The following is a 16,419-nucleotide window of genomic DNA, read 5'->3' on the forward strand; positions in this document are numbered from 1 at the left end:
GCGGGTGAGGTGTGAAGGGCGGGCCTCGGCGACGAGATTCTCTCCTCAGGCCGCGTGGCGGCGGACTCCTAGCGGCGCCCTTCCATCGCGGTCGGGCCGACGTTCTCGTCGAGCCACTGCACGAGCGGGCGGGCGGCGCGGAGCACGGCGACCACGTGGTCCACGGTCTCGGGGGAGCGCAGCCAGGGCGTCGACGGATCCCAGTGCTTCCTTGCGACCAGGTCCTTGTTCCGGAGCAGCTCGATGCGCGGATGATCCTTCGCGTATCCGCGGGGAGCGGTGGCGAGGCGATCGTGGGAGGTGACGTCGATGCCCGAAGCCTCGAGGTCGCCGATGATGGCCTCGAGCCGAGGACCCGTCGTATCGTCGGCGACCGCGGCGCGCAGGCGCGTCAGCTGGTCCGAGGCCAGCATGTGGCACCCCGCGCCCGTGCCGAATCCGCGGGCGGAGAACTCGACGTAGCCCTGGCCGAGCATGGCCCCGATCGACGTCTTGTAGGGCGACTTGTCGGCGCTGAAGCGGATGTCGCGGTTCGGTCGGAAGATCCTTCCCTCGCCGAACTCGGCGGACAGGTCGTCCAGCAGCGCCTGCATCGGCGCGAGGACCTCGGCGTCGTAGACCGCGCGGTTCCGGGTCCAGTAGTCCTTGCTGTTGTCGGCTTCGAGGCCGACGTAGAACGCACTCGCGCGCTCCGACCACCCCGGGAACGTCGCGCTCATGTCAGGCCTTCTTCCGCGGAGCAGGTGTCTTGGGCTGCTTGGCCGGGAGCCGCCCGATCTGCTCGAGCGCGGCGGAGACCCATTCCGTGGCGCGTTCCGGGTCGCTCCGCCATTCCGGCGGCAGCGCGAGATAGCCGCCCATCGGCCTCTCCGCAGGGCCGAACGGGCCTACGCCGGGAACGGCCCGCAGGGCGCCGAGCGAGTCCTCATCGACGAGGCGCACGCCGAGATCGTCGCCGAAGAGTCCGGCGAACATGTTGCCGTTCACGAAGGCGCCCAGGTTGCCGAACATCGGCTTGACCTCGACGCCGGGCGCCTCAGGGATGACGGCGCGGAAGAACTCCTTGGAGTCCTCAGACGGTCGCGGGATCTGCATGGCTCTGTTATCTCACGTTCGGCGGGAGAGCGGAACCTGCCGATCCCTTCCGCGGGTTCCGTCCCCGGCCTAGACTCCTGCGCGAAGCCTCCGCATCGCACCGGAGATCCTCGGCGCCCGGCGGAGCTGAAGGAGAAGACATGCAGAACCTGACGATCGACTTCATCTGCTCGCTCGACGGCTACGGCGCCGCGGAGGGCTGGCCGGGCCTGTGGGGGATGGGCGGTCCCGAGTACTTCGAGTGGCTCGGTTCCGCGCCGGACAAGGACTATCCGATCCTGATGGGGGCGACGACCTACCGGCTCATGTCGGCGTTCGCCGCGGGAGGGGAGGAGGGTGTCGGTGTGCTGGACGCGATTCCCAAGTACGTGTTCTCCTCGACCCTCGACGAACCGCTGGCCTGGGCGAACTCGACCCTCGTCCGCGACGACGCCGTCGACTACGTGCGCCGGCTGAAGGAGGAGTCGGACAGCCCGCTGCGCACCCTCGGCAGCATCGCCCTCTGCCGCGCCCTGCTGAACGCAGGGCTCGTCGACCGGTACCGCGTCGTGCTCTTCCCGGTGATCACCGGCGCCACGGGACAGGACCGGATCTTCGACGGCTATCCCGACGTGCGCCTCGACCTCGTCGAGTCGCGCACATTCGACGGGCGGCTGCAGCTGCTCGAGTACGTCCCGACGGTGCTCGACGGCCCGCCCGGAGTCTGAGCCCACCCGTGCGCCGGGGGACGGGGAGGAGCATCCTGGACTCAGGAGCGCACGGGACCGCGCGCGAAGGCGAGGAGGACCGCATGGGCCACGACAAGAACGACGAGCTGCGCGAGGGCCGGCAGGAGCAGGAGGAGCGCCGGCAGCATCACCGCGACGAGACCTTCGAGGAGACCGGCGGCGTCGACGACGAGGGATCGCAGGACGAGCGCCGCGAGGAGGGCCTCGACCGGCTGTGAGTCCCGGCTCTGATCGTTGAAGGGCTCGCAGACTTCCTCGCGCCCGGATCGGATCATATTCTCGTACACGGTGGCGGGAACCGGCCCGTCCGTAGACGCTCGGAGCGCAGGACGATGGTTCGTGAAGAGGGCGCGGGCAGGGCGCTGCTGGAGAGCATGATCCAAGGGGATCCTCACCGCCTCCGGCGACGGAGCCTCGCACGAGGCGTCCCACGGGACGACGCCGACGACGTCGCTCAGACCGCGCTTCTGCGTGCCTGGCGTTCGATCGAGCATCTCGAGGAGCCGACGCCGGGACGACTGTGCTCATGGCTCGACACGATCGCCCGCAACGAGGCCATCGATCTCGCCCGGCGGAGGAGGCGGCGCCCGACCGTCACGCTCGACGATTCGGTCGCGGACGAGCATGACGCACAGGACGAGACGGAGATGCGGATCATCCTGGACGGAGCGCTGGAGGCCATCCGGAGCCTGCCCCCGGCACTGCGGGACACCCTGGTGATGAGCGTCGCGGACGGACTTTCGACCCAGGAGATCGGCGATCGTCTCGGACTCACCCCGGAAGCGGTCCGCCAGCGGATACGGCGGGCGCGCAAGGCGCTCGCCGCATGCAGGAAAGCAGGCATGTCCAGCGAGTAGAAAGCCGTCTGTCACGCAGACGGACTCCCGACGTCCTTCTTCTCGAGCCCGACATCGCGGCTCAGAAGAAAGGAACACCATGATCGTCTCTTCCCTCGACCAGCTGAACACCGCGTTCGCCGACCTCTTCAACGCCCGGGACCTCGACGGCCTGATGGCACTCAACAGTGATGACGTGATCTTCGCGCCGGCGCCGGGCATGGCGCTGAGCGGCTCGGACAACGTGCGAGCGGCGCTCGAGCAGTTCCTCGCGCTGAACCTTCCGATCACGATGGCGGTGCGACATGTCTTCCAGAGCGGGAACATCGGCCTTGCGGTGGCGGACTGGGCCATCTCCGGCATCGGACCCGACGGCTCCTCCGTCGAGCTCGCAGGTACCACCGCCGATGTCGCGGTGTTCGACCCCGATCTCGGCTGGCGCTACGTCATCGACAACCCCTTCGGCACGGCCTGACCAGGCTGCGCTCAGCCGGCGGCCGACCATTCCGGGCGGCCGCCGGTGGCAGCGGCGGACATGCGCTTGATGCAGACGCATGGCCGTGACAGGCTGACCGTGCGCCGCGAACGCGCGTGGAGGGACGGATCCAGTGGTCACACAGCAGGTCGTCGCCCCGCCCGCCCGCGCCGCGCTCTTCCTCGTGCTCACGGTGCGAGAAGGGAGCGAGGAGGTCGTCCGCGACCTGCTCGCCGACCTGTCGGGGATCACCCGATCGGTGTCGTTCCGCACCCCGTCGGACCACCTGAACGCCGTACTCGGCATCGGCGCGCTGCTGTGGGACCGGATGTTCGGCGCACCCCGGCCGAAGGGGCTGCACCCGTTCGAGGCACTGCACGGCCCGCACCACGTGGCTCCCGCGACGCCGGGCGACCTGCTCCTGCATGTGCGCGCGCATCACATGGACGTGTGCTTCGAGCTGTGCCGCCAGGTCGTGGATCGCTTCCGCGGTCACGCCGACGTCGTCGACGAGACGCACGGCTTCAAGTACTTCGACGAGCGCGACCTGCTGGGCTTCGTCGACGGCACGGAGAACCCGGAGGGGGCGGCGGCCACAGCGGCGGTGCTCATCGGCGACGAGGATCCGGAGTTCGCCGGCGGCAGCTACGTCATCGTGCAGAAGTACACGCACGACCTCTCCGCGTGGGGCGAGCTGCCCGTGCACGAGCAGGAGGGGGTCATCGGGCGCAGCAAGCTCGAGGACATCGAGATGCCCGACGCGGTGAAGCCGCGGAACTCGCACGTGCATCTCAACACGATCGAGGATCCGGATGGCACACAGCGGCAGATCCTGCGCAGCAACATGCCGTTCGGAGAGCTCGGCAGCGCCCAGTTCGGCACCTACTTCATCGGCTACGCGGCGCATCCGGAGGTGATCGAGCGGATGCTGAGGAACATGTTCCTCGGCGATCCCCCCGGCAACACCGACCGGATTCTGGAGTTCTCCACCGCCCGCACCGGATCGCTCTTCTTCGTGCCCACGGTGGACTTCCTCGACGACGTGCCGCCGGCGCCGGCCGCGTCGGCCGCCCCGTGACGGGAGTCCGCCGATGACGATGGGCGACGGACCCCGCGTCCGAGTGCGCCGGATCTACGACCCGGCCGAGCCGGACGAGGGCGCCCGCGTGCTCGTGGACAGGCTGTGGCCGCGCGGGGTGAGCAAGGAGCGCGCCGATCTGCGCGAGTGGTGCAAGGACGTGGCTCCATCGACGGAGCTGCGCCGGTGGTACGGGCACGACCCCGAGAAGTTCGCCGAGTTCGCGCGCCGCTATCGCGCGGAGCTCGCGGATCCGACGCGGGCCGACGCGCTCGCCGGGCTGCGGGCGCTCCTGCGGCAGGAGCCCGTGACGCTGCTGACCGCGGCCAAGCGCTCGGACATCAGCGAGGCGACCGTGCTGCAGGAGCTGCTGCGCGGATCCGGGTGACGGGATCCGGCCGGCCTGCTCTACTTCCGGATGTCCCCGCTGTCCGGCTCCTCCTGCTGTTCGAGCGCCTCGTCGGGCTCGAACGAGGCGTCATCCGTTTCGCTGTCCTCGACCGCGGCGGCGGCCTGCGCCTTCGCCTCCGCGAGCGCCTCCGCCTCGCGCTTCTCCTCGCGTCGCTTCTCTCCGAACATCGCATCTCCTCTGCGTCCGGTGGATCCGCTGCCACCCTACGCCCGAGGCGGCCACGGAGCCGAGGACGCCTCGGGGTCAGGCCAGCGCTGCCTGGAGTGCCCGGATGATCGACCCGAGCTCTCCGGAGGCGAGCAGCCCGTGCCCGAGCGGGCCCGAGTCGTCCGTCCCTACGGGAGGGAGCCGGCACAGGGCTGTCGCCACCTCGTCGGACATCTGGCCGCGCTGCCAGGCGAGCTCGGCCGCGACCGCTGCCGACCGATCCTCGGCGGCGGCGCCGGCCGCGCGTGCGGCGTAGGCGGCGGCGCCCAGCGCGTGCGCTCCCATGTGCGCGACGCCGGCGGCCTGCGCGGCGGCGCGGGCTGCGGACACGGCACCAGCGGAGGACGCGGCGTGCGCAGCCCTGCCCGCGACGAACCGGCGACGGATCTCTCCCGCAGCATCGAGCTCGCCGCGGGAGAACGCGCGCGCCCGGGCGATCGCGTCGTGGGGGCGATCATCGTCCGGCGCCTCCGCCTCGAAGAGCGGCAGCACATGCTCGGCGCAGGTCGCGGCCCACTCCGCGACGAGCCGCCGGTCCTCCTCGGACAACGTCTGCGCGGAGAGGGCCCGGGTCATCGCCCACCCCGATCCCGGCGCTTCGTGCGGGCGCGTGCGGCCTCGTGCGCCTCGCGCAGCAGCGCGAGAACCAGCTCCGCGGTCCCGGGCCCGGGGTTGACCGCGCTCACCCATCCGGCGTCGCCGTACTGCGGGTGCCGGGCGAGGGCATCGCTCGCGGCCGGATCCTCCCCGAGTGGAAGCTCCGCGGCGCGCTCCCGGCCGACATGGATGTTGACCCGGAAGCGATCCGGTGCGTCCAGCGCGGAGGACCGGTCGTCGGGGTAGTCCTTCGTCACGATCGTGCCGTAGGGCTGGGTGCGCTCCGGCACGGCGCCGTCGGGGGCGAAGTAGAAGAACGCGTCACCCCACGCGATGTCGGGAAAAGGTCCTCCAGGCTCAGGGGTGAGGATCAGGACGCCATCGAACGTCCTGACGTGATCCACGATCTGCTGCATCTCCATCCCTCCATCGTGGGCTTGACGTGCTTATGTGGACTCATGCACCAGGAAGGCGTGGATTCATCCGAGTTGTGCGCCATCAACCCTCCAGAGGACTTTTCCACGGCGGACATCGGACGGCTGGTCGGATACTCCACGCAGCAGGTGCGCGACCTCGAGCGTCTCGGGGTGCTCCCGCCCGCGCCGCGTGCCGCCAACGGCTACCGCCGCTACGACGCCCGCCACGTGATCGCGGCCCGTGCGTATCGCGCCCTTGCCACTGCGATCGGTCCGGTCGTGGCGAGGACGGTCCTTCCGGCGCTCGCAGCCGGGCCGGTCGACGACGCGGCCGCCCGCATCGACGAGCTGCACGCCGACCTGGCCCTCGAGCGCCGCAGGGTGCACGAAGCGCTTCGCGGCCTTGACGCCGTGCTGGCGGAGGCAGGGGAGGAGTTCGACGATGGCGACGCGATGACGATCGGCGAGCTCGCCCAGGCCCTCGGCGTGCGAGCCTCCGCGCTCCGGCACTGGGAACGCGAGGAGCTCGTCCGCACGACCCGATCCGAGGGCTCCGGCCCCCGGATCTACGGCGCACTCGCGGTGACCGAGGCGCGGATCGTCGCAGCTCTCCGTGCCGGCGGGTACGGGATCCCGGCGATCCGAAGCATCCTCCAGGAGGTGCGCGCGCACGGGGACCCCGGCGACGCGCAGCGGATCCTGCAGCAGCGGCTCGCGGACCTCACTCGCCGCAGTCTCGCGCTGCTCGCCGCTTCGGGCCTGCTGCACGATCTTCTGGCGTCGACACCGGCCGACACGGGCCGGGAGTGATCCCCACCCTCCCGATCTGCGCCGTCGCGGAGGAGGATGTCGATCGGCGGATCCTTCGATCGTCACCATGATGTCGATACCTACGAAAGGACGGATCATGCGTTACACGCTTCTGCTGCAGTACCCCGAGATGAGCGCCGAGGACCTCGGGCCGGAGGTGCTCGCCGAGGGCATGCGCGCCTTCGACGTCTATGCCAAGGCCCTGGACGAGGCGGGCGTGCTGCGCAGCGCCGAGGTGCTGCACCCGTCGGCCGCCACCACGACCGTGCGCGTGCGCGACGGGCAGCCCGTCGTCCAGGACGGACCGTTCGCCGACACGAAAGAGCAGCTCGGCGGCAGCTTCGTGATCGAGGTGGACGACCTCGACGCCGCGATCGCCTGGGCCGCCAAGGCGCCGTCCGTCGAGTGGGGCGCGGTCGAGGTGCGCCCTGTCGCGACGCGCTTCGCGGACGGCGCGTGGCAGGGCGCTTCGCCGGTCCGGTAGACACGACCGGCGCGGGCGCCGATCGCCGCGACCCCCGGAGGATCCATCGGATCCGAGAACGCCAGGAGGCGACATGAGCACGGCCGAGGAGGTTCGGACCGCCGCCGAGCGCGCGGTCCGTGCCTCTTACGGTCGGCTCGTCGCGCTCCTGGCGGCCGGGACCGGAGACCTCGCGCTCGCCGAGGACTGCCTCGCCGACGCCCTCGAACGCGCCCTGCGCACCTGGCCCGATGTCGGCGTGCCGGACAACCCGGAAGGATGGCTGCTCACCGTGGCCCGCAACAGACTGCGCGACGTGTGGGGCTCCGCGGCACGCCGCACGAACGCCCCGCTCGACGACGCTCTGGGTGACGTCGATGCCGGAATGGACGTCACCGCCCTGGTGGAGCGCGCCGACGCGATCCCTGATCGGCGACTGGAACTGCTGTTCGCGTGCGCGCACCCCGCGATCGATCAGAGCATCCGCACGCCGCTCATGCTGCAGGCCGTGCTCGGCTTCGACGCCGCCGAGGTGGCGCAGGCCTTCGACGTCGAGCTCGCGGCCATGGCGCAGCGCCTCGTGCGGGCCAAGCGCAAGATCCGCGACGCGGGGATCCCCTTCACCCTTCCCGTGCGCGCCGACATGCCCGCCCGCACGACCGCGGTGCTCGAGGCGATCTACGGCGCCTATGCGCTGGACTGGCTGGACCGGCACGACGACGTGCGGACCTCGCTCGCCGATGAGGCGCGCTGGCTCGCCGTGCTCACCGCGACCCTGCTCGACACGGATCCGGAGGCGTGGGGACTTGCGGCGCTGCTCACGCTCGCGCAGTCCCGGGCGCCCGCGCGCATCGGCGATCCCTGGCCCGCACTGGACGAGCAGGATCCGGCGCTGTGGGACCGCGAGCTCATCGCGGAGGGCGAGGCGCTGCTGCACCGCGCCGCGAAGCTCAGCGGCGTCGCCGGGGGAGGAGAGCCGGGGCGGTTCCAGCTCGAGGCGGCGATCCAGTCGGTGCACTGCGACCGGGCCCGCACCGGCGCGACGGATCGCGAGGCGCTGCTGCGCCTCTACCGCGGCCTCGTGCGGATCGCCCCGACGCGCGGGGCGCGGGACGCGCTCGCGGCGGTCGAAGGACGCGCTGTGGACTAGGCGCGGCTGGTCGGAACGTCGGCGGTCGTTCCGGGGACGTCATCAGCGCGTCGTGTCCAGGAACCCCCGCCGGAACCCCTCGGCGACGGCCGAGGCCCGATCGCCGACGCCGAGCTTGGCGTAGATGCTGAGCAGGTGCGTCTTGACCGTGCCCTCGCTCACGTGCAGGCGATCTCCGGCGGCGCGGTTGGTCGCACCATCGGCGATGAGGCCCAGGATCTCGAGCTCGCGCGGCGTGAGCAGGCTCGCCTCCGGGGTGCGCACGCGCCCGACCAGGCGCGACGCCACCTCGGGCGAGAGCACCGTCCTGCCGGCCGCCGCCCCGCGGATCGCCGTCAGGAGCTCATCGCGGGAGGCGTCCTTGAGCAGGTATCCGGTGGCGCCGGCCGCGATCGCGGGGAGCACATCGGCGTCCGCGTCGAACGTCGTCAGCACCACCACCCGGCTGGGGATGCCGCGGCGGGCGAACTCCCGCAGGGCCGCGACGCCGTCCATCCGGGGCATCCGCAGATCCATGAGCACCACATCGGGCACGAGCACCTCGGCCAGCGCGATCGCCTCGGCGCCATCCGAGGCCTCGCCGACGACCTCGATGCCTTCTGCGGATCCGACCATGCCGACGATTCCGTCCCGCACGACCGGGTGATCGTCGACGACGAGCAGGGTGAGCGCGCTCACGCCGACACCTCCGCCCGCACCACGGTGCCGCGTCCGGGGCGGGCCTCGACGATGAGGCTGCCGGCGGAGGACTCCAGCCGCTCGCGCATCGCGATGAGCCCGTAGCCCCCGGATCCCGCGGCGGCGTTCTGCAGGCGCTCGACGGCGTCGAAGCCGCGGCCGTCGTCCCGCACTTCGAGGCGCACCCCGGCCAGATCCGTCCGCAGCGCGATCGTCACGCGGTGCGCCGCGGCATGCTTCTCGACGTTCGCGAGCGCCTCCTGCGCCATGCGCAGCAGCGCGACCTCGGTCTCGGTCGGCAGCGGGCGGGCCGTGCCGGTCACCGTGACCGCGGAGGGGACGCCGGTGCGCGCCGACCACGAGCGCGCGACACCGGAGAGGGCGTCGGCGAGCGAGGTCTGCTCGAGCGCGGCGGGACGCAGGGCCTGCACCGAGCGCCGCGCCTCGGCGAGCCCGTCTCGGGCCAGGGCGAGCGCGGACTCGGTGTGGCGGCGGCGGATCGCCTCGTCGGAAGCCTGCTCGGCCGCCTGCAGCTGCGTGATGATGCCGGTGAAGCCCTGGGCGAGCGTGTCGTGGATCTCGCGGGCGAGGCGCGCGCGCTCGTCCTGTACGGCGGTGCGGTGCTGGGTCTGCTCGGCCCGACGCAGGCCGAAGGACAGCCCGCACATCACGACGACGTTCAGCATGATCACCGCGATGGTCCCTGCGACGCCGGCCGGATCCGCACGGAATCCGGAGCTCTGCGCGAGGCCCGCGACGACGGCGGTCCCCGCGACCGGGAGCAGCTCCCACGGCCAGTCGACGAGCGAGTACGCGAACGAGAAGGTCGCGATCGCGAGGAACCCGAACGTGCCCTCGCGCAGCACGAGCAGGAGGTTGAGCGCGATCGCCCCGGTCAGGAACACCGCGATCGCGGCTGGTCGATCGCGCCAGCGGAACGGCAGGGTGCGCATCACGAGGACCCACAGCCCGTAGGCCGCGCAGAGCGCCAGTGTCGGGCCCAGCTGGGACCAGCGGCCCCACTGCACGGGCACCACGAACGCGACCAGCAGCCCCAGCACAACGTAAGGGGCGATCGCGAGCACGCTCCGCCAGCGCGAGTCCATCACGGCCCGACCCTACGCCGACTTCGGGAAATGAGCGCCCATGCGGGGCAGGTTCACCAGGATCGCGACCGGAAGCAGGAGCAGCCCGCAGACCGCCTGCTCGACGCGCACCCAGTCGGGGAGGAAGCCGGGGATCGAGACGATCACGACGACCGCGGCGACGATGATCGGACTCACGATCCGCAGGCGCACCCAGGCGCCGCGGGATCCGCGGGCCGCGGAGAGCGCGATCGCCAGCACGACGATCGCGCTCGCGAGCACGAGGGAGCAGCGGATCCAGATCGCGGTGTCGAAGCCGAGCCCGGTGGCGCTCGCGACGCCGAGGTAGGCGATCATGGCGGCGCTGACGGCGACGAAGGCCGCGCTGAAGAGGAGGACCGGACGGAACGCCGCGCGGCGGGCCGTCGCGAGGGTGCGGTCGGCGGTGAGGGGGAGTGTCTTGTTCATGTATCCAGCGTCCTCAGGCGCGGCGCCGCGGGGATCCACCGATCGGTCAGGGTCGAACACCGATCGGTCGGGCGAGGACGGTTCGGTCCGCACGGATCGCGTCGTCCGCTCATTGCACACCGATTGCGTGAAGCGCGGCCTCAGGGGAGCTTCGCTCGCCGACCATGGGGTCATGTCAGAGCGCACGCAGTCGAAGTCACCATTGCCCGGCACCCCGTTACATGTAACGATGAGCGACATGGGCGTCAATGAGCGGGTGGGGGAGTATCGGCGGCGAATGCGCGAGCGCGGTTTCCGTCCGATGCAGGTCTGGGTGCCCGATGTGCGCAGCGCCTCGTTCGCGGGGGAGGCGCATCGCCAGGCCGCGTTGAGCGCCGGCGCGGCATCGGCGACCGAGGATCAGGCGTTCATCGAGGCCGTGTCGGTGGAGTGGGAAGACGAATGATCCGCGGCGAGCTCTGGACGGTCGCCGGCGGTGCGTACGCGTCGAAGCCTCGGCCGGCGTTGATCATCCAGGACGACCTGTTCGCCGCCACGGCGTCCGTGACCGTGCTGCCGTTGACCGGTGCCGTGATCGATGCCCCGTTGTTGAGGGTTCGCATCCGCCCCGGCGAGCTCTCGGGCCTGACGAAGGAGAGCGACGTGATGATCGACAAGGCCACGTCCGTCCGACGGCAGAACGTCGATGCGCGGATCGGGCGGCTGTCTGCCGATCAGCTCACGGAGGTCGAGCGGCTGCTGATGGTGTACCTCGGAATGGCGCGCTGAAGTCCTGCGCCCGCGAGGCTGAGATCGTGCGCGCGCGATGTACGGCGCAATAGTCTGCTCTCAGCTCATCCGCGCGGCGCCGCCCCGACCGAGCATCTCGACGAAAGGGACGCGTCATGACGAGCGATGAGGATCCGGCGGCGCGCATCGCGCGGCTCGAAACCGAGAACGAGGCGTTGCGCAACAGTGCGGAACGGCGCTCCGCGGCATGGTGGCGCAGCGCCGGATCGGCGATCCTGATCGTGCTCGGACTCGTCCTCGGATCCGTCAGTGCCGTCACCGGCTATGTCAACGCGCTGCTCACCGACACGGATCAGTTCGTCGCGACCTTCGCGCCGCTCGCCGCGGATCCCGCCGTGCAGACGGTCCTGGTGAATGCGACGAACCAGGTGATCGACCGGCAGGTCGACATCCCCGCGCTCACGAGCGATGTGTTCGACGGCCTGCGCGCCCTGGACATGCCGCCCAAGGCCTCGGTGGCGCTGGGTCTGCTGGAGGCTCCGGTCGCCCAAGGGGCGCAGAACCTCGTGCACGGCATGGTCCAGAACGTGATCACCTCGCCCACGTTCGCGGACGTGTGGAAGCAGGCGCTGAGCGTCTCGCACACGCAGGCCCTCGCTGTGCTGCAAGGCGCCCCCGATGCCGCGCTCGCCGCGGGCTCGGACGGCGGGCTGCGGCTGCAGCTGGGCCCGATCCTCGACGGGGTCCGCACCCGCCTGCTGGCCGAGGGCGTGACGTTCGCCCAGGCCATCCCCACGACGGATCAGACGATCGTGCTCGTCCACAACGCGTCGCTGGGCAAGGCCGTCACCGTCTATGGGCTCGTGGTGACCGTCTCCACCTGGCTGCCGTGGATCGCACTGGCCCTGCTGCTCGCCGGCGTACTGGTGGCACGGCAGCGCCGACGCACGGTCCTGGCCGCCGGAATCGCCGCGACCGTGATCATGGTGCTGATGCTGGCGGCGATCGCCGTCGGGCGTGCGGTCGGGGTCGGCGCGCTCGCATCCGGCGGATCCGTCATCACGCCGGCAGCGGCCGGATCCGTGTTCGACCAGATCACGGCGCCGCTCACACAGCGCATCCTCGCCCTCGGCCTGCTCGCCCTCGTGGTGGCCCTCGTCGCATGGGTCATCGGCACCTCTCGCTCCGCGCGGGCCGTCCGCCGCGCCGGAGACAGGGTCGCCGATGCCGTGCGCCCCGGTGCTCCTCGCACGTCGGCCGAGGTCGAGCCGACCGGGCCCGCCCGTCTCGGCGACTGGATCGACCGCTCGCACCGGTGGATCCTCGTCGTGGTCGCGCTCGTCGCCGCAGCCGTCGTGCTGCTCGTGCACCCGCTCACGGCGTGGCTCGTGCTGTGGGTGCTGCTGGGCGCGCTGCTCGTCCTCGTCGCCGTGGAGCTGCTGCGCCGGCCCGCGCGGGACTGAGCCGACTGCCGGCGGATCAGGGGCGGACGCGGACCGTACGTCCGTCGTACGTCACGAGGTCGCCGTCGACGAGCTGCCGTCCGCGGCGGCGGTCCACCTCGCCGTTCACGCGCACGTACCCGTCGATGATCGCCTCCTTGGCGTCGCCGCCGGAGTCGAGCAGTCCGGCGAACTTCAGGAACTGTCCGAGCCGGATGCTCTCGCCCCCGATGGAGATGTCATCGCTCATGCGGTCCACGGGAACGTCCGCTCCTTGTCGAGTTCGCCATCGCGTCCGATCGCGGACAGACTGTCGCCGCCCCCGCGCAGGCACAGCCACTTCAGCGGGCGATCGGCATCGGCGGCGCTGTGCACGGCCCGCCAGGTCTCGGGCGCGACGCGCACCACGGTGCCCGCCTGCACGTCGACCACGTCGTCGTCGAGCGCCATCTGCCCGCGCCCCTCGAGGAACACGTAGAGCTCCTCGAAGCGGTCGTGCCGGTGCCAGAACGGCGAGCTCGCACCGGGATCCGTCGCGTTCGCCGACATCCCGAGGTACCTCGCCGCCTCCCCGTCGACGAACCTCTTCCCGGTCCCCTCCGCGACACCCCAGGTGTCGATTCCGCCGATCTCGCTCACGTCGTAGCCACTCATGCCGCCACGCTATCCCAGCGGACGGTGGGTGCGATCGACGCGCCAGGCGAGCCGACGCCTCCTCGCAGCATCCGCGCCCCCCTGTGGTGGCGTTGCTGCGAGGGGGCGCCGACGCTCAGAGGGGGCGTCGACACCAGGAGTGGGCGGCCGAGCCCGGCGATCCCGCGAACGGGCCTACTTCTTCTGCGGCGCGAACGGGGTGCCGAGCTCCTGCGCGAGGGACTGGAAGATCCGGGTCGCGGGGGAACTGCAGGGCAGATCCGTCGGGTTGTCGGTCAACGTCCTGGCATCGCTCGGGCAGTCGCCGGAGGGGATGTCGCTGTTGACCATCGTGATGATCGTGGTGTCGTCCTTGGTGCTGTAGAACATCGAGGTGTTGTAGCCGGGCAGCTCCCCGGCGTGGCCGACCCAGCCGTTCTGGCAGCCCCAGCCGATGCCGTACCCGCCGTTGCCGGGCCCGTTGAACTCGCGGAACGACGTGAGCCGCTCGATCTGGTCCTTCGCCGGCACGAGCCCCGCACCGGTCGCCTCCGCCCGTCCGAACTTCAGCAGGTCCTGCGCGCTCGAGATCAGCTCACCGGCGGTCCAGCCCCAGGAGGGGTTCCAGTTCGTCGTGTTCGCCGGGTTCTCCGGGGTGCCATGCCCGCCCTGCAGGGTGAATCCCTGCGCGTGCGGATCCGGGAACGCGGCGGATCCGGCCGGGAAGATCGTGTGCGTGAGGCCGAGCGGGGTGAGGATCTTCTCCGCCAGCACGTCCTGGAAGCTCTTGCCCGTCACCTTCTCGATCACGAAGCCCAGCAGGATCGTGTTGGTGTTCGAGTAGTCGAACGCGGTCCCGGGCGTGAAGTCCTGCGGCTTCAGGCCCAGGCCGGCCTTGAGCAGCTCCTCGGGCTTCCACACCCGGTCGGGCTCGGAGAAGAAGATCTTCTGCCAGGCGGGGTCCTTCGTGTAGCTCGTCACCGAGCTGCTCATGTCCGCGAGCATGCGGATCGTGACCTCGTCGCCGCGCGGCACGCCGTCGACGTACTTCGAGATCTTGTCGTCGAGGCTCAGCTTGCCCTCGGCCGCGAGCTGCAGGGTCAGGGTTCCGGTGAAGGGCTTCGTGATGGATCCGACGCGCTGGTAGACATCGGTCGTCATCGGGGCGCCGGTGGACGGATCCGCCACGCCGTAGGCCTTGAAGAACAGCCCCTTCGGCGACTGCACGGCCACGATGGCGCCCTTCGCGGACGTCTGGGCGAAGGCGGCCTGCGCGGTCTTGTCGATGGTCGCGGTCAGGTCTTCGGGAAGTGCCGAGGTCGGCAGATCCGCGGTTCGCGTCACGACGGCCGAGGGGTCGGCGACGCATGTCGAGACCGCGGGCACCGCGGATGACGGGGTTCCGGTGCCCGTCGAGGTGGGGCCGGTCGAGGGTTGCGCCGAGCAGCCGGCGAGGACGAGCAGGGCGGCCGCGAGCGCGATCGGCCTCGCGAGACGAGCGGTGACCATGGCGGAGCTCCTTCAGGCGGATCAGTCCTTCCCCACAGGAGACTCTGGCACCGGCGGAGTCTGCGAGGAATAGACGTAGGCCCATTCCGCCCGCCGCCGCGTCCCGGGAGACTGGTGAGCGCATGGGGATGCTCGAGGGGGGATCGGGGGTCGGATCCGCACATGCGGTGTTCCGGTGTGTGCGACGAGGAGGCTCACGATGATGGCGGAGACCGATCGCCACCTCGCTCATGAAGAGCGTCTACGGAGGTTGAGATGATGCCGTCCCCCCGCCGCACTCCGCGCGACTCCCACCGCACAGGGCGCGACCTGCGCCGCGCCCTGGCGCTCGCCGCCGTCGCCGGAGCGCTCGTCCTGGCCGGCTGCTCCGGTCCCTCCGCCGCGTCGTCGCGCACGCCCTCGCCGTCAGCGACCCCGACGGCCGCGGCGGCGGCCGCGTGCGTCGCGGATCCGGCCAAGACCGTCGCCGCGAAGCCCGGGGCGAAGACGATGTCCGCGCTGTCCGCGGAGACGGTCGCCACGCTCGACGCCGCCGCGGCCAAGGCCTTCGCCCTGGGCGCTTCCCCTGGCGCGGTCGTCGGCGTGCGCACGCCCGAGGGCACCTGGACGAAGGCCTACGGATCCGCGGATCCGGCGGCGGGCACGCCGATGCAGGTGGGCATGCACACCCGCGTCGCGTCGCTCACCAAGATGTACACCGCGACGATCGTGCTGCAGCTGGCCCATGAGGGCAAGCTCGCCCTCGCCGACACCATTGCGAAGTACGTGGACGGGATCCCGAACGGCGACAAGATCACGCTCACCCAGCTGGCCGACATGACCAGCGGCGTCGCGAGCTACACGATGAACGAGAAGCTCCTGCAGAAGTACTTCGCGGATCCGACCGCGGTCTACACGCCGGAGGAGATCATCGAGGCGGGCGTCGCCGTGTCGCCCCTGTTCCCGCCGGGGGAGAGCTTCGCGTACTCGAACACGAACACGGTGCTGCTCGGGAAGGTGATCGAGAAGGTGACGGGCCAGGACATCGGCCAGGTCATGCAGGAGCGGATCTTCGACCCGCTGCACCTGACGAACACGTCGTGGCCTGGCACTTCTGCCGCGCTCCCCGAGCCGTACGCGCACGGCTACACGCTGAACGGCAACACCGCGACCCCCGACGCGCCGACCGATTCCACGGACTGGAACCCGTCGTGGAGCTTCACCGCCGGCGAGATCATCTCCGACATCGACGACCTGCTGACGATGGGCCGCGCCCTCGGCACCGGGCAGGGGCTGGTCGACGCGAAGACGCAGACCCTGCGGCTGACGTCGTTCTCGCCGATCGGCTACGGCTTCGGGCTGAGCTGCTCGCAGGGGTGGGTCGGGCACACCGGCGACCTCTCCGGCTACAACACCTCGCTCTTCTACGACACGGCGACCGACACCACGGTCGCGGTGCAGACCAACAGCGACATCGCATCGGGCGGGTGCACGACATCGCCCACGCTCACCGACGATCCGGGCGACGCGATCTGTCAGACGCCCGCGGTGCGCCTCCTCGTCGCCCTCACCGCCGAGCTGGGGACGGCGTACACGCCGCCGCCGCGGAAGTAGGCGTCGGCCGCCCGC

At 71.1% G+C, this 16,419-nt stretch carries 24 protein-coding genes; 13 read left to right on the forward strand and 11 right to left on the reverse strand.

What is annotated here, in order from left to right; genetic code table 11:
* Nucleotides 1-68: 68 nt before the first annotated feature.
* A complete protein-coding gene (locus CQ044_RS08310; protein ID WP_105688043.1) occupies nucleotides 69-719 on the reverse strand; it encodes a DUF2461 domain-containing protein in 651 nt (216 codons plus the stop codon).
* A gap of 1 nt (nucleotide 720) precedes the next feature.
* Nucleotides 721-1,095, reverse strand: a complete 375-nt coding sequence (locus CQ044_RS08315; RefSeq protein ID WP_105688044.1) for a TfoX/Sxy family protein — start codon at nucleotides 1,093-1,095, stop codon at nucleotides 721-723.
* Between the two features lie 140 nt (nucleotides 1,096-1,235).
* Between CQ044_RS08315 and CQ044_RS08320 the strand changes: the two genes are divergently transcribed.
* The 6 genes from CQ044_RS08320 (at nucleotide 1,236) to CQ044_RS08345 (ending at nucleotide 4,600) form a co-directional block, all read left to right on the forward strand.
* Nucleotides 1,236-1,802 (forward strand): dihydrofolate reductase family protein, encoded by a 567-nt coding sequence (locus CQ044_RS08320; protein ID WP_105688045.1) that lies wholly within the window; start codon nucleotides 1,236-1,238, stop codon nucleotides 1,800-1,802.
* 83 nt (nucleotides 1,803-1,885) lie between these two features.
* Nucleotides 1,886-2,041 (forward strand): hypothetical protein, encoded by a 156-nt coding sequence (locus CQ044_RS19535; protein ID WP_160299665.1) that lies wholly within the window; start codon nucleotides 1,886-1,888, stop codon nucleotides 2,039-2,041.
* Nucleotides 2,042-2,155: 114 nt separating this feature from the next.
* Nucleotides 2,156-2,680, forward strand: a complete 525-nt coding sequence (locus CQ044_RS08330; protein ID WP_105688047.1) for an RNA polymerase sigma factor — start codon at nucleotides 2,156-2,158, stop codon at nucleotides 2,678-2,680.
* 79 nt (nucleotides 2,681-2,759) lie between these two features.
* Entirely contained in the window at nucleotides 2,760-3,134 is a 375-nt protein-coding gene (locus CQ044_RS08335) for a nuclear transport factor 2 family protein (protein WP_045270686.1), read from the forward strand.
* Nucleotides 3,135-3,267: 133 nt separating this feature from the next.
* The gene (locus tag CQ044_RS08340; protein ID WP_105688048.1) at nucleotides 3,268-4,212 is read left to right on the forward strand and encodes a Dyp-type peroxidase; all 945 of its coding nucleotides are present in this window, start codon (nucleotides 3,268-3,270) and stop codon (nucleotides 4,210-4,212) included.
* Between the two features lie 13 nt (nucleotides 4,213-4,225).
* Nucleotides 4,226-4,600 carry a DUF488 domain-containing protein gene (locus CQ044_RS08345; protein ID WP_181158233.1) on the forward strand — a complete coding sequence of 125 codons (375 nt, stop codon included), beginning with the start codon at nucleotides 4,226-4,228 and terminating at the stop codon, nucleotides 4,598-4,600.
* A gap of 20 nt (nucleotides 4,601-4,620) precedes the next feature.
* On the opposite strand, the gene CQ044_RS19540 is transcribed toward CQ044_RS08345, so the two are convergent.
* The 3 genes from CQ044_RS19540 to CQ044_RS08355 all read right to left on the reverse strand — a co-directional run bounded on the left by CQ044_RS19540 (nucleotide 4,621) and on the right by CQ044_RS08355 (nucleotide 5,850).
* On the reverse strand, nucleotides 4,621-4,791 hold the full coding sequence (locus CQ044_RS19540; RefSeq protein WP_181158234.1) for a hypothetical protein: 171 nt from the start codon (nucleotides 4,789-4,791) through the stop codon (nucleotides 4,621-4,623).
* A gap of 76 nt (nucleotides 4,792-4,867) precedes the next feature.
* Nucleotides 4,868-5,407: a putative immunity protein gene (locus tag CQ044_RS08350; RefSeq protein WP_105688049.1), complete on the reverse strand. Its 540-nt coding sequence runs from the start codon at nucleotides 5,405-5,407 to the stop codon at nucleotides 4,868-4,870.
* The gene (locus tag CQ044_RS08355; protein WP_105688050.1) at nucleotides 5,404-5,850 is read right to left on the reverse strand and encodes a DUF6194 family protein; all 447 of its coding nucleotides are present in this window, start codon (nucleotides 5,848-5,850) and stop codon (nucleotides 5,404-5,406) included. Before CQ044_RS08355 ends, CQ044_RS08350 begins: the two co-directional genes overlap by 4 nt.
* Nucleotides 5,851-5,901: 51 nt before the next feature.
* Between CQ044_RS08355 and CQ044_RS08360 the strand changes: the two genes are divergently transcribed.
* From CQ044_RS08360 to CQ044_RS08370, 3 genes are all read left to right on the forward strand, one after another.
* Nucleotides 5,902-6,654, forward strand: a complete 753-nt coding sequence (locus CQ044_RS08360; protein ID WP_258133213.1) for a MerR family transcriptional regulator — start codon at nucleotides 5,902-5,904, stop codon at nucleotides 6,652-6,654.
* A gap of 97 nt (nucleotides 6,655-6,751) precedes the next feature.
* Entirely contained in the window at nucleotides 6,752-7,138 is a 387-nt protein-coding gene (locus CQ044_RS08365) for a YciI family protein (RefSeq protein WP_105688052.1), read from the forward strand.
* Between the two features lie 73 nt (nucleotides 7,139-7,211).
* Nucleotides 7,212-8,267 carry an RNA polymerase sigma factor gene (locus CQ044_RS08370; RefSeq protein WP_105688053.1) on the forward strand — a complete coding sequence of 352 codons (1,056 nt, stop codon included), beginning with the start codon at nucleotides 7,212-7,214 and terminating at the stop codon, nucleotides 8,265-8,267.
* A 42-nt stretch (nucleotides 8,268-8,309) separates the two neighbouring features.
* Here the strand turns inward: CQ044_RS08370 and CQ044_RS08375 are convergent, their stop codons facing one another.
* From CQ044_RS08375 to CQ044_RS08385, 3 genes are read right to left on the reverse strand one after another with little or no spacing between them, the layout of a single operon-like run.
* Nucleotides 8,310-8,945, reverse strand: a complete 636-nt coding sequence (locus tag CQ044_RS08375; protein ID WP_219844941.1) for a response regulator transcription factor — start codon at nucleotides 8,943-8,945, stop codon at nucleotides 8,310-8,312.
* Entirely contained in the window at nucleotides 8,942-10,051 is a 1,110-nt protein-coding gene (locus CQ044_RS08380) for a sensor histidine kinase (RefSeq protein ID WP_105688054.1), read from the reverse strand. The genes CQ044_RS08375 and CQ044_RS08380 overlap by 4 nt, the downstream gene beginning before the upstream one ends.
* 12 nt (nucleotides 10,052-10,063) lie before the next feature.
* A complete protein-coding gene (locus CQ044_RS08385) occupies nucleotides 10,064-10,498 on the reverse strand; it encodes a hypothetical protein (protein WP_146116766.1) in 435 nt (144 codons plus the stop codon).
* Between the two features lie 229 nt (nucleotides 10,499-10,727).
* Here CQ044_RS08385 and CQ044_RS08390 point away from each other — a divergent pair, with 229 nt between their 5' ends.
* From CQ044_RS08390 to CQ044_RS08400, 3 genes are all read left to right on the forward strand, one after another.
* Complete coding sequence (locus CQ044_RS08390; RefSeq protein ID WP_258133214.1) at nucleotides 10,728-10,943, forward strand: antitoxin MazE family protein; 216 nt, start codon at nucleotides 10,728-10,730, stop codon at nucleotides 10,941-10,943.
* A complete protein-coding gene (locus tag CQ044_RS08395; protein ID WP_105688057.1) occupies nucleotides 10,940-11,266 on the forward strand; it encodes a type II toxin-antitoxin system PemK/MazF family toxin in 327 nt (108 codons plus the stop codon). Before CQ044_RS08390 ends, CQ044_RS08395 begins: the two co-directional genes overlap by 4 nt.
* A gap of 116 nt (nucleotides 11,267-11,382) precedes the next feature.
* A complete protein-coding gene (locus CQ044_RS08400; RefSeq protein ID WP_105688058.1) occupies nucleotides 11,383-12,690 on the forward strand; it encodes a hypothetical protein in 1,308 nt (435 codons plus the stop codon).
* Nucleotides 12,691-12,706: 16 nt separating this feature from the next.
* Here the strand turns inward: CQ044_RS08400 and CQ044_RS08405 are convergent, their stop codons facing one another.
* From CQ044_RS08405 to CQ044_RS08415, 3 genes are all read right to left on the reverse strand, one after another.
* Complete coding sequence (locus tag CQ044_RS08405) at nucleotides 12,707-12,919, reverse strand: RNA-binding S4 domain-containing protein (protein ID WP_045270727.1); 213 nt, start codon at nucleotides 12,917-12,919, stop codon at nucleotides 12,707-12,709.
* Nucleotides 12,916-13,323 (reverse strand): cupin domain-containing protein, encoded by a 408-nt coding sequence (locus CQ044_RS08410; RefSeq protein WP_105688059.1) that lies wholly within the window; start codon nucleotides 13,321-13,323, stop codon nucleotides 12,916-12,918. The genes CQ044_RS08405 and CQ044_RS08410 overlap by 4 nt, the downstream gene beginning before the upstream one ends.
* Before the next feature lie 174 nt (nucleotides 13,324-13,497).
* A complete protein-coding gene (locus CQ044_RS08415; protein WP_105688060.1) occupies nucleotides 13,498-14,811 on the reverse strand; it encodes a serine hydrolase in 1,314 nt (437 codons plus the stop codon).
* 255 nt (nucleotides 14,812-15,066) lie between these two features.
* Between CQ044_RS08415 and CQ044_RS08420 the strand changes: the two genes are divergently transcribed.
* Nucleotides 15,067-16,404 (forward strand): serine hydrolase, encoded by a 1,338-nt coding sequence (locus CQ044_RS08420; RefSeq protein WP_258133215.1) that lies wholly within the window; start codon nucleotides 15,067-15,069, stop codon nucleotides 16,402-16,404.
* Nucleotides 16,405-16,419 lie beyond the last annotated feature (15 nt).

It is taken from the genome of Microbacterium sp. MYb64, from assembly GCF_002979495.1.
Taxonomy (GTDB): Bacteria; Actinomycetota; Actinomycetes; order Actinomycetales; family Microbacteriaceae; genus Microbacterium; species Microbacterium azadirachtae_A.

Excerpts from the sequence above, each read along its gene's own strand:
- CQ044_RS08410 (WP_105688059.1), bottom strand. The coding sequence starts at position 13,323 with ATGAGTGGCTACGACGTGAGCGAGATCGGCGGAATCGACACCTGGGGT.
- CQ044_RS08390 (WP_258133214.1), top strand. The coding sequence starts at position 10,728 with ATGAGCGACATGGGCGTCAATGAGCGGGTGGGGGAGTATCGGCGGCGA.
- CQ044_RS08365 (WP_105688052.1), top strand. The coding sequence starts at position 6,752 with ATGCGTTACACGCTTCTGCTGCAGTACCCCGAGATGAGCGCCGAGGAC.
- CQ044_RS08415 (WP_105688060.1), bottom strand. The coding sequence starts at position 14,811 with ATGGTCACCGCTCGTCTCGCGAGGCCGATCGCGCTCGCGGCCGCCCTG.
- CQ044_RS08420 (WP_258133215.1), top strand. The coding sequence starts at position 15,067 with ATGATGCCGTCCCCCCGCCGCACTCCGCGCGACTCCCACCGCACAGGG.
- CQ044_RS08395 (WP_105688057.1), top strand. The coding sequence starts at position 10,940 with ATGATCCGCGGCGAGCTCTGGACGGTCGCCGGCGGTGCGTACGCGTCG.
- CQ044_RS08380 (WP_105688054.1), bottom strand. The coding sequence starts at position 10,051 with ATGGACTCGCGCTGGCGGAGCGTGCTCGCGATCGCCCCTTACGTTGTG.
- CQ044_RS08320 (WP_105688045.1), top strand. The coding sequence starts at position 1,236 with ATGCAGAACCTGACGATCGACTTCATCTGCTCGCTCGACGGCTACGGC.
- CQ044_RS08370 (WP_105688053.1), top strand. The coding sequence starts at position 7,212 with ATGAGCACGGCCGAGGAGGTTCGGACCGCCGCCGAGCGCGCGGTCCGT.
- CQ044_RS08350 (WP_105688049.1), bottom strand. The coding sequence starts at position 5,407 with ATGACCCGGGCCCTCTCCGCGCAGACGTTGTCCGAGGAGGACCGGCGG.
- CQ044_RS08310 (WP_105688043.1), bottom strand. The coding sequence starts at position 719 with ATGAGCGCGACGTTCCCGGGGTGGTCGGAGCGCGCGAGTGCGTTCTAC.
- CQ044_RS08400 (WP_105688058.1), top strand. The coding sequence starts at position 11,383 with ATGACGAGCGATGAGGATCCGGCGGCGCGCATCGCGCGGCTCGAAACC.
- CQ044_RS08355 (WP_105688050.1), bottom strand. The coding sequence starts at position 5,850 with ATGGAGATGCAGCAGATCGTGGATCACGTCAGGACGTTCGATGGCGTC.
- CQ044_RS08330 (WP_105688047.1), top strand. The coding sequence starts at position 2,156 with ATGGTTCGTGAAGAGGGCGCGGGCAGGGCGCTGCTGGAGAGCATGATC.
- CQ044_RS08335 (WP_045270686.1), top strand. The coding sequence starts at position 2,760 with ATGATCGTCTCTTCCCTCGACCAGCTGAACACCGCGTTCGCCGACCTC.
- CQ044_RS19540 (WP_181158234.1), bottom strand. The coding sequence starts at position 4,791 with ATGTTCGGAGAGAAGCGACGCGAGGAGAAGCGCGAGGCGGAGGCGCTC.
- CQ044_RS08405 (WP_045270727.1), bottom strand. The coding sequence starts at position 12,919 with ATGAGCGATGACATCTCCATCGGGGGCGAGAGCATCCGGCTCGGACAG.
- CQ044_RS08385 (WP_146116766.1), bottom strand. The coding sequence starts at position 10,498 with ATGAACAAGACACTCCCCCTCACCGCCGACCGCACCCTCGCGACGGCC.
- CQ044_RS08345 (WP_181158233.1), top strand. The coding sequence starts at position 4,226 with ATGACGATGGGCGACGGACCCCGCGTCCGAGTGCGCCGGATCTACGAC.
- CQ044_RS19535 (WP_160299665.1), top strand. The coding sequence starts at position 1,886 with ATGGGCCACGACAAGAACGACGAGCTGCGCGAGGGCCGGCAGGAGCAG.
- CQ044_RS08315 (WP_105688044.1), bottom strand. The coding sequence starts at position 1,095 with ATGCAGATCCCGCGACCGTCTGAGGACTCCAAGGAGTTCTTCCGCGCC.